14 protein-coding genes are annotated in these 13,711 nt (G+C 40.6%); 13 read left to right on the plus strand and 1 reads right to left on the minus strand.

The window, feature by feature from the left end; genetic code table 11:
* Positions 1-9: 9 nt before the first annotated feature.
* The 13 genes from AC622_RS09010 to AC622_RS09070 all read left to right on the plus strand — a co-directional run bounded on the left by AC622_RS09010 (position 10) and on the right by AC622_RS09070 (position 12,753).
* Positions 10-471, plus strand: a complete 462-nt coding sequence (locus tag AC622_RS09010) for a GNAT family N-acetyltransferase (protein WP_049670769.1) — start codon at positions 10-12, stop codon at positions 469-471.
* Positions 472-639: 168 nt separating this feature from the next.
* Positions 640-1,656 carry a serine hydrolase domain-containing protein gene (locus tag AC622_RS09015; protein ID WP_049670770.1) on the plus strand — a complete coding sequence of 339 codons (1,017 nt, stop codon included), beginning with the start codon at positions 640-642 and terminating at the stop codon, positions 1,654-1,656.
* A 588-nt stretch (positions 1,657-2,244) separates the two neighbouring features.
* On the plus strand, positions 2,245-3,144 hold the full coding sequence (locus tag AC622_RS09020) for an aminoglycoside 6-adenylyltransferase (RefSeq protein WP_082197094.1): 900 nt from the start codon (positions 2,245-2,247) through the stop codon (positions 3,142-3,144).
* Between the two features lie 94 nt (positions 3,145-3,238).
* Positions 3,239-3,580: a DUF4181 domain-containing protein gene (locus AC622_RS21655; RefSeq protein ID WP_442853814.1), complete on the plus strand. Its 342-nt coding sequence runs from the start codon at positions 3,239-3,241 to the stop codon at positions 3,578-3,580.
* Between the two features lie 61 nt (positions 3,581-3,641).
* A complete protein-coding gene (locus AC622_RS09030; protein WP_049670772.1) occupies positions 3,642-3,839 on the plus strand; it encodes a DUF4177 domain-containing protein in 198 nt (65 codons plus the stop codon).
* Between the two features lie 103 nt (positions 3,840-3,942).
* Positions 3,943-4,371 carry a GNAT family N-acetyltransferase gene (locus AC622_RS09035; RefSeq protein WP_049670773.1) on the plus strand — a complete coding sequence of 143 codons (429 nt, stop codon included), beginning with the start codon at positions 3,943-3,945 and terminating at the stop codon, positions 4,369-4,371.
* 117 nt (positions 4,372-4,488) lie between these two features.
* Positions 4,489-4,941 (plus strand): DUF3997 domain-containing protein, encoded by a 453-nt coding sequence (locus AC622_RS09040; protein WP_049670774.1) that lies wholly within the window; start codon positions 4,489-4,491, stop codon positions 4,939-4,941.
* A 471-nt stretch (positions 4,942-5,412) separates the two neighbouring features.
* A complete protein-coding gene (locus AC622_RS09045) occupies positions 5,413-6,489 on the plus strand; it encodes a GntR family transcriptional regulator (RefSeq protein WP_049670775.1) in 1,077 nt (358 codons plus the stop codon).
* Positions 6,490-6,686: 197 nt separating this feature from the next.
* Entirely contained in the window at positions 6,687-7,769 is a 1,083-nt protein-coding gene (gene chvE / locus AC622_RS09050; protein ID WP_049670776.1) for a multiple monosaccharide ABC transporter substrate-binding protein, read from the plus strand.
* A gap of 78 nt (positions 7,770-7,847) precedes the next feature.
* Entirely contained in the window at positions 7,848-9,386 is a 1,539-nt protein-coding gene (gene mmsA, locus AC622_RS09055; RefSeq protein ID WP_049670777.1) for a multiple monosaccharide ABC transporter ATP-binding protein, read from the plus strand.
* A complete protein-coding gene (gene mmsB / locus AC622_RS09060) occupies positions 9,383-10,555 on the plus strand; it encodes a multiple monosaccharide ABC transporter permease (protein ID WP_049670778.1) in 1,173 nt (390 codons plus the stop codon). The genes mmsA and mmsB overlap by 4 nt, the downstream gene beginning before the upstream one ends.
* Before the next feature lie 23 nt (positions 10,556-10,578).
* Positions 10,579-11,562 (plus strand): aldo/keto reductase, encoded by a 984-nt coding sequence (locus AC622_RS09065; protein ID WP_049670779.1) that lies wholly within the window; start codon positions 10,579-10,581, stop codon positions 11,560-11,562.
* 150 nt (positions 11,563-11,712) lie between these two features.
* Positions 11,713-12,753, plus strand: a complete 1,041-nt coding sequence (locus tag AC622_RS09070) for an aldose epimerase family protein (protein ID WP_049670780.1) — start codon at positions 11,713-11,715, stop codon at positions 12,751-12,753.
* Positions 12,754-12,790: 37 nt separating this feature from the next.
* On the opposite strand, the gene AC622_RS09075 is transcribed toward AC622_RS09070, so the two are convergent.
* Positions 12,791-13,711, minus strand: coding sequence for an NAD(P)/FAD-dependent oxidoreductase (locus tag AC622_RS09075; protein ID WP_049670781.1), 921 nt, complete (start codon positions 13,709-13,711; stop codon positions 12,791-12,793).

Here is a 13,711-nt window from a genome sequence, read left to right on the forward strand (position 1 = left end):
GGATGCTAAATGGACTGGACTATAAGAAAAGCAATATTAAAAGATGTGTATACCATGACTAAATTAAGAATAGAACTACTCTCAGCTGTAGGAGATGTTAATGAAGAAAATAAGTCACAGGTATTTAGGGCAAACGAAGCTTACTTTAAGGAGAAGTTAGCTAATGAAGACTATACAGCTTGGGTTGCCGAGGTAAAGGGGACAATTGTAGGCATCAGTGGTTTAGTCTTGTTTGAAAGACCTCCTCATGGTAAGAATATTGGCGGATTAGAAGCATACATCATGAATATGTATACTCTACCAGAATACAGAGGTCGCGGAATAGCTCGTTCCTTGCTAGAAAAATGTATTTCAGATTGTCATAGATTAGGTGTGGGAAGAATATGGCTGCATCCTTCCGATGAGGGCTATCAGCTTTATAAGAAAATGGGATTTTCGGATAAGCAATTAGAGATGGAGTTGTTTTTATAAGGCTAACCTGTGAACTTGCCGGAAGTGGTTGGTTCAGAATAGTAACCCAAAGATAAAGATAAATGGGCAATTTCATCAAACATGTTTAGGCCAGGGCAGTGATTCAGGAGGAATTTATGTCCCAATTGTCGAATTTTGTACAGCATCAAGAAGCAGAGGAGAGTAGAAATGAAAGTAACTATTGAAGATTACCTTACTGATGTTATGGATAAACATAATTTTTCTGGAACTATTCTGGTGCAAGATGGTAAAAATACGTTAAAAGTAAGTCGTGGTTATGCTAATCGTTCGGAACAAATAATGAATGGTTCGGATACACGATTCGGAATAGCTTCAGGCTGCAAATTATTTACGGCAATAGGAGTGTGTCAACTTGTAGAGCAGGGGTTCTTATCATTTGATACAAGATTAAGAGATTGTCTCCCTATTTCCTTCCCTGAATTTGATAAGGATATTACCATTCATCAATTATTAACACACACAGCGGGAATCCCAGATTACTTTGACGAGGAAGTCATGGATGATTTTGAGGAGTTATGGATTAAGAATCCAATGTATCACATCAGAACGTTGAAAGACTTTTTGCCTTTATTTCAAAATCAGCCTATGAAATCAATGCCAGGTGAAAGATTTCATTATAATAATGCAGGTTACATCCTGCTTGGATTAATTATTGAACAGACTACCCAAGTGAATTTTGCTGATTACATGATAGAAAATATTTTCATAAAATGTGGAATGACTGACTCTGGTTATTTTGAATTTGATGCTTTGCCATCAAAAACAGCGTTAGGCTATATTGACTATCCGGATGGAAACTGGAAAACGAATATCTACTCCTTGCCTGTAAAAGGCGGTGCTGATGGCGGTGCTTATGTAACGGTCAATGACATGGCGAAACTATGGGATGCCCTTATGAATGATCAATTACTAAGTGAAGAATTCACTCGCCAGTTATTTACGCCCTATATTAAAACAAGAGATGATCAATTCTATGGTTATGGTGTGTGGATTGACAAAAATGATGATGGAATTTTTAAATATCACATTATGGGTTACGATCCTGGAGTTAGTTTTCATTCATCGTTCTATCCGAGAAGTTCCATTAAAACCGTGGTATGCTCAAATCGGTCAAAGGGAGCCTATGCCATATTGAAAGCGATTGAAGAAAACATGGTAAGGTAATAATCAGATGCCATGTACGTAATTAAATGAAGGCTGCCAGATTGCCGTTAAACTGCATAACAATTCTGCTTTTGCAAGGCATTCTCTATGAAACGTAGAATTAGAAACGAATGATTCAATTAAATGAAACTGGAAGAAGGTTATTCTGAAGGGAAGACTCGAACTAAATAGTCAGGAACCTGAAAAAAAGCAGCAGAATTCTTTTCTAAAGTATTCGGTTGGGAAGTTGGCGAGCCACACTGAGATTATTGGGCTGTTATTACAAAGGGAGGAGCCGAAAATCATGGGATTAACGGTGGAATCGCAAAGGGACCAAATGATTATCCGCACGGGATGTGAATTCAAACTGAAGTTGATTCAATGGATGAGGCCATAGCTAACGCTAAAAACAGTGGTGCGATGATTGTACGAGAAAGATGGAGTTTGATGACTTCTACCTTGCCTACTTGGTTGATCCTGTAGGAATAGGTTTCGTCCTTATTCAAAGAAAATAAGTGAGTTCGACCTTATACCATTAAAGCGAAAATCTGCAACGGATGTGTTATTGAGTTAACAAGGTCTAATATCTAAGCAGGCAAATAATAGAAAATGACAAGTTCTAAATGGATATTCTTGATTAACATCACTTTCAAACAAGAAGTTGGTTTATCATGTGCGGGATCAAACCATAAACACCAAAAAAGAGATTTAGGTCTCCAAAAGCATCGTCAATACATAAAAAGTTTCATTGAACAAGATTTACTTAATGATGAGAATGTATTGGCTGTATTTTACGGCGGTTCAATGGCGAACCAGAAGACAGATTTATATTCTGACATTGACCTGCGAATTGTAGTGAAAGAGGAAGTATATGAAGCATATAGATTAACTAAAAAACAAAGAGCCCAAAAATGGGGAAAGGTCCTATTCTTTGAGGATTTCCCTTGGGCCACTCATACTGTTGCTCATTATGATACTTTTATTAAAGTAGACATTTTTTATTATAAGATTAAGGATATTCAACCCTCTGTATGGTTACAAAACATTAAAATTGTCCGAGATTGGAATGGACTGTTAAAGAATGGATGGAGTAAATCTAGGGAATTATCCTACAGGCCAAATGAGCAGGAAATGGAAATCTGGAGGGCTAAATTCCTTGCTCATGTTCACGAAGTCTATCGCAGAGTGATGCGGAAAGAAATTTATTATGCTCTTAATTGTCTTGATCGCTTGAGGCAATTAATGGTAATCGGCTGGTATATGGAAGCTGGCATTCAACCTAATGCTGTTGGGGACTGGGCAAAATATGAAGGAATCCGAAGTCAATTAACTGATTTTCAACTTGAACTACTTGAACGATGGTTCAGCACTCGTGACACAGACGAAATAATGTTTGTCATAAATAAGATGATTCCAGAGTTTAAAAAGGTCCATAATCATTTATGTCATATTCTCGGTTTAGAGGAAAACCAAGAATGGATTGATGAAATTTTAAATATGGTTCTTTAACGGAAAGGTTAATACTTTTTCGAGATAATTTCTTAAGGGATAAAATGGAGACGGGTAATACTGTCATAGATGGAGTGGGTATATTTTGCGGCTAGTGATAATTCTAATTATCCTATTTTTTATCATATTATTAATAGAAAAAACAATTGATAAATTGTTAGGTGTGAAGAGAAAAAACATCGCCAAAACCAACGGAAAAAAAGTTGATCAATGGGGAAGAGCGATAATAGTCGTTATTTACTTGGTGTACATTGTTAGTAGGGCAGCAGTTACGACTGAATGGCATTTTATCCTTTTTTTATTAACGCTTATGGGTTACCAAGCTATATTGGAGTGGAAGTATCTGAGGGGCTCAAAACAATATCTTTCAACACTTCTGAGTTCAATGATCATTTTTTCTATTCTATCCTTGACGTTTACAACTATTTTTAAATGAATATGGACGGCTATAAGAAGTTTGATCTATAAAAATATTTCACAAGAACAAGGGGAAAATAATGTACGAATACAAGTTTGTAAAGATTGAATTTAAAAGATTATCAGGAAAGCCTGAGGAAGACTATCGAGAAGTCATTAAAAGCCATGCAGCAGAAGGCTGGCGATTTGTTCAGATTTTCCCTCCAGATTTCTTCACTTCTGTTGTTTCAGCGGGCACTTATTATGAATTGATTTTCGAAAGGCCAAAACATCCATAATTGATATAAATAAACCGTGCCATTGCAAAATAGGAGCAATCGCTTTTTTACTGCTGCAGAGGCGGCTGAATGGTCTTTTATTTATGATTTGGAGGTATACGAAATGGACATTAGAGAAGCAACAGAGAATGATAGTAAGGAATTGGCTGCACTTATGGGGCAATTAGGTTATCCTACTACAACTGAAAATATGAAAAAGAGGTTTAGCCAAATCAAACAAAATCCTTATTATCATACTTTATTAGCCTCCTATGAAGACAAAGTTGTAGGGATGATCGGCCTTTATAAAGGATATTATTATGAAAGAGAAGGCTTCTATGTTCGTATTGCAGCACTAGTAGTTGATTCAAATTATCGCAATAAAGGAGTAGGGAATAAACTATTGGAAGAGGCGGAGTGCTGGGCGAGAAAGATCGGGGCTTCTGGGATTGGGCTAAACAGCGGGAACCGAACAGAGAGATATCATGCACACACATTTTATCGAAACAGGGGATATTCAGAGAAAAGCATTGGATTTGTTAAAAGTCTATAGGATACCGAACGAGGCCAGTTCACCCTGATTAATGACTGCAGTTTTTTGTTATGCAGATATCTGTTAGATTCTCTCTACAAGGATATTTGGTATAATATGTATGGTATTGGAGGATGTATGTCTAGAATAAGATTCAGAATTTTATTATTTACAGTCATGATAAGCAGCCTATTCCTAACTGGATGTCCGGGAGCATCTGATTATGAAATTGATTTGCCAAGTAACTATTCCGTTATTAGAACCTCAGGGCATCAAGTAACGATTGCTGCTAAAATTAGTCAGGGCAATTGGGATTCCCCGATAATACCCGCTAAGGTTACGGAGGTAGGGTGGGATGATAACTTTATTATGGCTAAACAAGTCCCTTTGATTCATAATCCTAAAAGCCAGAACGGTGATGAAATACCAGACGAACAGAATGACCATTATTGGATTATCAAACTTGAGAATGGGAATGTTACAGGACCTATAGATGAATTAGAATTAACGAAGACAAAAGAAAAATTACAAATATCTAAGGAGTTTATTTTGACAGAGGTAGAGGATTTGAATAAGGATTTTGCTTTTTGAACCGAAGGAACTTACCATGAAAAATACGAGCAGGCTGCTTCCAAATGGATGTGGCTTTTTATCATGTGGCTCTGTAAAAATGAATGTTGCTATATAGAATGCCGCTCGTCAACCTTTCAGCCGTTTGAATTCTGGCTTAGATTAGTGGACTGGCATGCACCAAAGCACTCAAGGAGGGTTCCCGCTCGCACCTAGAGGCACAATCACCTGCAACGTAAATCAATAGGATTAAGATTATCAGAGCCTGACATTTAAAAACAATAGCCCTACTCCTTAATGGCTTCATCACTTTATATTCGACTAGTGAATGCTACAAAGAGATATGACAAGATAATATAGAATCATTAGGAATTTCGCCAATACTATGATAAAATACGTCCGAATTTTCCTTTTAATTGATATAATTTGACAACATGTACTAACAACTATGCTATATTAAAGGGAGAGATAGACAGGAGGGTGTAACTTTGAATGAAAAAATACGAGCAAGTTAAAGAGAAAATTAAACAAGCTATTTTAGATGAGAAATACGTGCCTAATCAAAAAATCCCCTCTGAGTCAGAGCTGACCATTCGATTTGAAGTCAGCCGCCACACCGTCCGTAAAGCCATCAATGATTTGGTCAATGAGGGCTGGCTTTATACGGAACAGGGGTCTGGCACCTATTGTGCTGACCGCTCCATATCACAATCTTCCTCCGGAGCTGATAAGGCAATTGCCCTGATCACGACCTATATTTCCAACTATATTTTCCCGTCTATTATAAACGGGGTAGAATCTTATTTGAGCAGTAAGGGCTATACCTTATTATTGTATAGTACGAATAATGATTTTGAGAAAGAACGGCAATGTCTTGAGAATGTGATGGAGAGGGATTTGACCGGACTGATTGTTGAGCCGACGAAGAGCAATCATCCAAATCCTAATCTGAAATATTATCTTGACCTTGAAATGAAAGGGATTCCTTATTTGATGATCAATGCGGCATATAGTGAACTTAATCCATACAGCTTGACCGTTGATGATGAGCTGGGAGGTTATTTACAGGCGGAGCATTTGATTAAAGAGGGGCATACGAATATTGCCGGTTTATTTAAAACGGATGATATGCAAGGTGTTATGCGAATGAAGGGCTTCATCCGTGCTCATCGAGAATACAAGATTCCTATTGATTCGGATATGCTTCTTACATATACGACTTCAGAAAGAGAACAGGTCCTTGAGGGAGAGTTTGCGAATATTCTTGCGAGAGAGAGCCGGCCGAGTGGCATATGCTTCTATAATGATGAAGTTGCTTTGGCGGCACTGGATGTAATAAGGGAGGCCGGTCTTTCTGTGCCGAATGACCTCTCCATTGTCGGTTTCGATGATTCCTATCTTGCTGTGGCCTCTGAGGTCAAGCTAACAACGATTAAACATCCTCAGTACGAGATGGGTGTACAGGCGGCAAAGGCAATCCTCCAATTGGTTGAGCAAAAGGATAACGCTAATCCATCCTATGTGTATGAACCGGTCCTCATTATCAGACAGTCAACAAAAAAAATATAAATTCCAAAAACCTGCAAATATGTGGGTTTTTTTATTTTTATTATAAAAATTTGTTAGTTTAAGTTAAATTTTAGTAGAAACTTGTACTAACAAGTAGTATGATAGATTTTGTAAGCGGATTCAAATATTAGAAAGATGTAAGTTTTCAGAATACAACATTTGAATCCTGCAATGATGATAAAGGAGAGGTTAATTTCATGAAAAAGATGATCACTGCATTCTTGCTGCTCACGTTGGTATTTGCTTTGGCGGCTTGCGGAAGCGATTCCACCTCATCAGGAGATGGCGATAAGGGATATGTCGGAATCTCTATGCCGACAAAATCCTCCGAACGCTGGGTTCTTGATGGGGAAAACATGGTGAAGGAATTCAAGGAAAAGGGCTATAAGACTGATCTTCAATACGGAGAAGATGTCGTTGAGGACCAGGTCGCTCAAATCGAAAACATGATTACAAAAGGGGTTGACGTTCTCGTTGTTGCTCCAATTGACGGGGAATCCTTGACAGAGGTGCTTCAAAAGGCAGCTGACCAGGATATAAAAGTTATTTCCTATGACCGTTTGATTAAAGGAACCGATAATGTCAGCTATTATGTTACATTTGATAACTTTGAAGTCGGTGTCCTGCAAGCCTCTTACATTACGAAGAAATTAGGTCTTGAAGATGGCGAGAAAGGTCCGTTCAACATCGAATTATTCGGCGGTTCACCGGATGATAATAATGCTTACTTCTTCTATGACGGCGCGATGAGCATCTTAAAACCGTATATTGATGAAGGAAAATTAGTCGTCCAAAGCGGACAGACAAAAATGAACCAGATCTCTACTCTTCGCTGGGATGGTGCAACGGCTCAATCCCGTATGGACAATATCTTAAGCTCTAAATATTCCAGTGAATTAGTTGACGCTGTTTTGTCTCCATATGATGGCATCAGTATCGGAATTATCTCTTCCTTGAAGGGTGTAGGCTATGGAACAGATTCTAAACCAATGCCGGTCATCACAGGTCAGGATGCAGAGCTTGCCTCAGTAAAATCAATCATTGCAGGTGAACAAACACAGACTGTGTTTAAGGATACGAGGGAACTAGCTATTAAAGCCGTTGAAATGGCAGATGCAGTATTAAGTGATAAGGAAGCTGAAGTGAATGATACAGAATCCTATGATAATGGCAATAAAGTTGTTCCTACTTACTTAATTGACCCGGTTTCCGTGGACAAAGAGAACTATAAAGAAGTCATTGTGGACAGCGGTTACTATAGTGAAGATGAAGTGAAATAAGCGAGTAAAATTCTGGATGGATGTTACTTGTACGTTCATTTATAAGTAACATCTATCCTACTAATTGGGGTGAGTTTCTTGTCATCTATTATTTTGGAAATGCGAAATATCACAAAAACGTTTCCTGGCGTCAAGGCCCTTGACGATGTCAATCTGAAGATTAAAAAAGGAGAAATACATGCACTTTGCGGAGAAAATGGTGCAGGTAAATCAACTTTAATGAAAGTATTGAGCGGTGTTTATCCTCATGGAAGCTATTCAGGAGATATTTATTTTGAAGATGAGGTATGTGAGTTTAAAACCATCAAAAACAGTGAGAGCAAGGGGATCGTCATCATTCACCAGGAGCTCGCTTTAATCCCCTATCTGTCAATTTCGGAAAATATCTTCCTTGGGAATGAACAAAGTAAACGGGGTATCATTAATTTCAACGAAACGTATGCAAAGACCATTGATTTGCTGAAGATTGTTGGATTAAAAGAGTCGCCGGATACGATGGTGAATCAACTTGGGGTAGGAAAGCAGCAGCTGATTGAAATTGCCAAGGCTATCTCAAAGGAAGTAAAGCTTCTCATTTTGGATGAGCCTACCGCCGCATTGAATGAAGATGATAGTGAAAACCTGCTGAATCTCATGCTGGAATTTAAAAAGCAAGGCATGACGATGATCATCATCTCGCATAAATTAAATGAGATTGCGAAAGTGGCTGATTCCATCACGATTCTAAGGGATGGAAAGACAATTGAAACATTGGACATGAAAAAGGACCAAGTGAAAGAGGAACGTATCATCAAAGGAATGGTCGGCAGGGACCTGACTAATCTTTACCCGGAGCACACCCCTTCCATCGGCGAGACTATTTTTGAAGTGAAGAATTGGACTGTTCAGGATGTAACGAATACGGCCAGGAATGTCGTTGATGATGTAAGCTTCCATATTCGCAGGGGAGAAATCGTCGGAATAGCCGGTTTGATGGGAGCTGGTCGGACAGAGCTTGCGATGAGCATCTTCGGTAAGGCATATGGGACGAAGATGAGCGGGCAGCTTTTCAAGGATGGCAAGGAATTAACCTTAAAAAATATCACCCAGGCCATTGATGCCGGGATTGCTTATGTCACAGAGGACCGGAAATCGTTCGGCCTTGTGCTTGAAGAAGACATCAAAACCAATATAACGCTCGCTAACTTACACAGGGTGGCAAAGAAGTCCATTATTGATGATGGACAGGAGGTCATTGAGGCAGAGAGCTTCCGGAAGAAGATGAATATCAAAACACCAAGCATTACCCAAAAGGCGATGAACCTGAGCGGAGGGAATCAGCAGAAGGTGGTTCTCAGCAAGTGGATTTTTACAGAGCCTGATATTCTCATACTTGATGAGCCAACGCGCGGGATTGATGTCGGGGCGAAATATGAAATTTATTCCATTATTAATGAGCTTGCAGACCAAGGAAAGGGAATATTGGTCATCTCCTCAGAGCTTCCTGAGCTGCTCGGTATAAGCGACCGAATCTATGTTATGCGTGAAGGGGCTTTTACCGCTGAATTTGAACGCAAGGACGCGTCCCAGGAGAATATTATGAAATACATGACCAGAACAGGGGTGGAACAAGGATGAAAACACTTGGCAGCTTAATGAAAAATAATGTTCGCCAATATGGCATGATACTCGCTTTAGTCTTTATTGTTATCTTATTTCAAATACTAACGGATGGCGTTTTATTGAAACCGATTAACATAACGAATCTTATCCTGCAAAACAGTTACATACTCGTGCTTGCCATTGGGATGCTTCTTGTTATTTTACTCGGACATATTGATCTTTCAGTAGGTTCGGTCGTTGCGTTTACCGGTGCGATGTCAGCCATTTTCATGGTAGAGATGAATTTGCCGGTATGGCTTTCGATTGTCTTATGCTTATTGATAGGCGCTTTAATTGGTGCATGGCAAGGATTCTGGGTCGCATATTTGAAAGTCCCTGCCTTTATCGTTACGCTTGCCGGGATGCTTGTCTTCCGCGGACTTACACTTTGGGTATTGGGCGGGCAATCCATTGCGCCATTCCCGGAAGAATTCCGGAAAATCAGTACAGGCTTCCTGCCTGAATTAAGCAAAACCGCCTCACTTGATCTTTTGACCTTAATTGTAGGAGTCATTGTTTCCCTCGTGTTGATTTGGACAGAGGTTCGAAAACGGAATCAGCAGAAATCCTATCATTTTGAGGTACTGCCAACATGGCTCTTTGCTTTGAAATTGGTCTTCATTGTAGCTGTTCTAAATGTATTCTCTTATTTCCTTGCTTCCTATGAAGGGATTCCGAATATTCTTGTCATCTTAGTCGTCTTGATTGTAGCCTACTCCTTCTTTACGAATCGTACCGTATCTGGACGTCATTTGTATGCGGTCGGCGGTAATGAGAAGGCAGCGAAACTGTCAGGTATCAAGACTCAAAAGCTGACGTTTTGGGTTTTCGTCAACATGGGTGTGCTCGCGGCATTATCCGGCTTGATCTTTGCAGCCCGCTTGAACGCGGCAACACCTGGAGCGGGGAACTCATTTGAGCTTGATGCCATTGCGGCTGTGTTCATTGGCGGTGCATCTGCCTATGGGGGGATTGGAACCATTATTGGAGCAGTTGTCGGCGGACTTGTTATGGGTGTTTTGAATAATGGGATGTCCTTAATTGGTTTAGGTACGGATTATCAGCAAACCATTAAGGGTATTGTATTATTGCTTGCAGTAGGCTTTGATGTCTATAACAAGAACAAAACATCTAAGCTAGATTAATTCCTTGAGGGAGGAGTGCATTCATGAATTATCGACAGCTTGGTAAAAGTGAAATGAAGGTAAGCGAAATCAGCTTTGGCACATGGGGGATAGGCGGAGACTGGGGGCGGTCGAATGATGAGGATGCCTTATCTGCCCTTGCCCGTGCGATGGAGCTGGGAGTGAATTTCTTCGATACAGCGGATGTGTATGGAGCTGGACGAAGCGAGGAGCTCTTGCGTAAAGCGACAAAGGGAAAAGAGGATGAAATCTATATTGCGACTAAATTCTGCCGGGCCGGGGATATTCATGATCCATTAACCTATTCTGAAGATTCCGTTCGCCAATATTGTGAAGCGAGCTTGAAGCGGTTAGGGCGGGAGAGAATCGACCTCTATCAAATTCATTGTCCGCCGCTTGAAATCCTTAAACACACAAATGTTTTTGAGGTGTTGGATAAGCTTCAGGCGGAAGGAAAAATCCGTCATTACGGAGTCAGTGTTGAAACGGTTGAGGAAGGGTTATTCTGCCTGACGAATCCGAATGTCGCTGCCTTGCAGGTGATTTTCAATTTGTTCAGACAAAAGCCGCTGGAGGAATTGTTCCCAAAAGCGAAGGAACAAGGTGTCGGAATCCTTGCTCGTGTACCGCTGGCAAGCGGTCTGTTGACAGGTAAATTCACAGCGGATACACATTTTGCTAAAGAGGATCACCGTCAGTTTAATGCAAATGGAGAGCAATTCAATGTCGGTGAAACGTTTGCCGGACTTGAATTTCAAAAGGGTGTAGAACTTTCGGAGCAGCTCTCTTGGATTGCTGATGGCAGGGAATCGATGGCCTCTGCAGCCCTTCGCTGGATTCTAGACCAAGAAGCCGTTACATGTGCCATTCCTGGCTTTAAGAATGTGAGACAGGTGGAGCAGAACCTGTCAGCGCTCGAGACGAAATCATTTAATGAGGACGAGCTCAAGAGGCTGCAAAATTTCTATGAAGGCTCCGTAAAGGATTATATTAGAGGACCATATTAAATGATGCGATAAATAACAAAGCCTAACAAGGCTTTGTTATTTCTATGTCCTGAATATACCTTCTGGAAAATAAAGCGCTTTACAGAGTTTTTTGATAGTATATTAGTATACATAAACATTGCAGAATTCTGTGAAAAGGAGAGGGATGCTATGGAAATCAGAGAAACGAGCTTTGGCAGAATGGATGATCAAGAGGTTATTCAGTTTTCCTTTACTACTGATAAAGGAACGACGATGAAGTGCATCAATTATGGATGCATTATTACGGATTTGATCGTCCCCGATCGAAATGGAAAAATGGGTAATATCGTTCTTGGCTTTGATACCCTTGAGGATTATGTCAAGCACTCCCCATATTTCGGTGCCATTGTTGGAAGAATAGCTGGAAGAATAGCAGGGGGACGCTTTACGCTTGATGGGGAAACCTATCAATTGGCGAAGAATCAATCCAGCAACAGTCTGCATGGCGGTTTAAAAGGATTCGATAAAGTCGTATGGAATTATGAATTGGTTGAGAAGGGAACAGCAGCAGGGGTTGAATTTACATATATAAGCCATGACGGGGAGGAGGGCTTCCCAGGTAATCTTCATGTAACAACAACATATTTGCTAGATGAAGACGGCAGTCTAGAAATCTCTTATAAGGCCTATTCTGATCAAGATACCATCATCAATTTAACGAATCATTCTTATTTCAATTTGAGCGGGGACTTAACGAAAGACATTCTAAATCACAAGCTGAAGCTGAAAAGCAGCTCATTTTTGGAACTTGGAGAGGATCTTATTCCTACTGGGCAGATTGTGCCTGTTGAGGGGACCTCATTTGATTTCACGGAAGAAGCTGAGGTTTCCCAAGGGGTGGCATCCGGCTATAAACAAAATGATATCGCAGGCGGGGGTTATGACCATCCGTTCTGTCTGGATAGCCATTTTGAGGAAGAGATTGTGCTCGAAGACCCAGTAAGCGGACGCAAGCTTGTAGTGGAAACCGACCAGCCTGCTGTTGTCATTTATACTTGTAATCAATATGATGGTGAATATTCCATTAGAGGGGTCAAACCGCATAATCATATGGCCATTTGCCTTGAAACGCAAGGATACCCGGATGCGATTAACAAGCCTCATTTCCCATCTGTTGTGTTGAAGAAGGATGATACGTATAAAGCAGTCACACGCTACACGTTCAGCTGATTTTTAGAAAGGGCCGGATGTATATCCGGCCTTTTTCTTATTCTTCTTTTAACAGCTTCATTAAACGCTTATGAATCCAGATGGCAGCCTGAGTGGCCTCTCCCATTGCGATAGTTGCCTGCTCAGAATGAGCAACGATATCTCCTGCTGCCCAAACATTTTTAATGCTTGTTTCCTTTGTCCTCGGATTCACATGTATATGCCGGTTGTTCATTACGTCAATCCCAAGCTGATCCGCTAAAGCTGTGTGAACATCATTGCCGCCGAAGGAAACAAAGGCACGCTCCCCTTCGATTAGCTCACCATTGGCAAGGAACACTCCCTTGAAGTCGGAATCACCCTCTTTCCTTACGGCTTCAATTTTCTCCTCTATATAATAAATCCCGCTTTCCTTGAGCCTCATTAGCAAGTCCTCTGGGATATCGTTCTTTTCGTGATTAATATACGTAATCTGATTTGTCCAATAGAGAAGAGAGAGAGCAAAATTTGCCCCAGCTTCACCAGAGCCCATAACAAGGGTCGGTGTATCAATGACCTCATACCCATCACAATCGGTACAAATATAGATGGTCATTCCTAAGCATTCCTTCAGATTAGGAATAGGAGGAATTCGGTCTGTTATCCCCGTAGCAAGCAGCAAAGTGCGGGCGGTGAATTCATGCTCTGTCGTCTTGACATGGAAGCGGCCATTCACATCCTTTAATGTTGTAACATGGTCCTTTAGAAATTCAATTCCTGTTTTTTGGGCATGCTCCCGGCCAAGTGCCCGCAAATCCTCTCCGCTGATTCCGTCCGGCCAGCCGAGAATATTACGATAGTCCTTGCAAAGGGAAGAACGTCCTTCCTCCTTTGAATCAATCACTAGGCATGTATGCTGGCTTCTTCCCATTTGGATTGCGGCCTGCAATCCTGCGATACCGCCGCCGATGATGATGCAATCCCATTCATTCGTTCTCAT

Source organism: Bacillus sp. FJAT-27916, from assembly GCF_001183965.1.
In the GTDB taxonomy this organism is placed as follows: Bacteria; Bacillota; Bacilli; order Bacillales; family Pradoshiaceae; genus Pradoshia.

Coding starts and splice junctions, on each gene's coding strand:
- AC622_RS09010 (WP_049670769.1), top strand. CDS start 10: ATGGACTGGACTATAAGAAAAGCAATATTAAAAGATGTGTATACCATG.
- AC622_RS09015 (WP_049670770.1), top strand. CDS start 640: ATGAAAGTAACTATTGAAGATTACCTTACTGATGTTATGGATAAACAT.
- AC622_RS09020 (WP_082197094.1), top strand. CDS start 2,245: ATGACAAGTTCTAAATGGATATTCTTGATTAACATCACTTTCAAACAA.
- AC622_RS09030 (WP_049670772.1), top strand. CDS start 3,642: ATGTACGAATACAAGTTTGTAAAGATTGAATTTAAAAGATTATCAGGA.
- AC622_RS09035 (WP_049670773.1), top strand. CDS start 3,943: ATGGACATTAGAGAAGCAACAGAGAATGATAGTAAGGAATTGGCTGCA.
- AC622_RS09040 (WP_049670774.1), top strand. CDS start 4,489: ATGTCTAGAATAAGATTCAGAATTTTATTATTTACAGTCATGATAAGC.
- AC622_RS09045 (WP_049670775.1), top strand. CDS start 5,413: ATGAAAAAATACGAGCAAGTTAAAGAGAAAATTAAACAAGCTATTTTA.
- chvE (WP_049670776.1), top strand. CDS start 6,687: ATGAAAAAGATGATCACTGCATTCTTGCTGCTCACGTTGGTATTTGCT.
- mmsB (WP_049670778.1), top strand. CDS start 9,383: ATGAAAACACTTGGCAGCTTAATGAAAAATAATGTTCGCCAATATGGC.
- AC622_RS09065 (WP_049670779.1), top strand. CDS start 10,579: ATGAATTATCGACAGCTTGGTAAAAGTGAAATGAAGGTAAGCGAAATC.
- AC622_RS09070 (WP_049670780.1), top strand. CDS start 11,713: ATGGAAATCAGAGAAACGAGCTTTGGCAGAATGGATGATCAAGAGGTT.
- AC622_RS09075 (WP_049670781.1), bottom strand. CDS start 13,711: ATGAGAACGAATGAATGGGATTGCATCATCATCGGCGGCGGTATCGCA.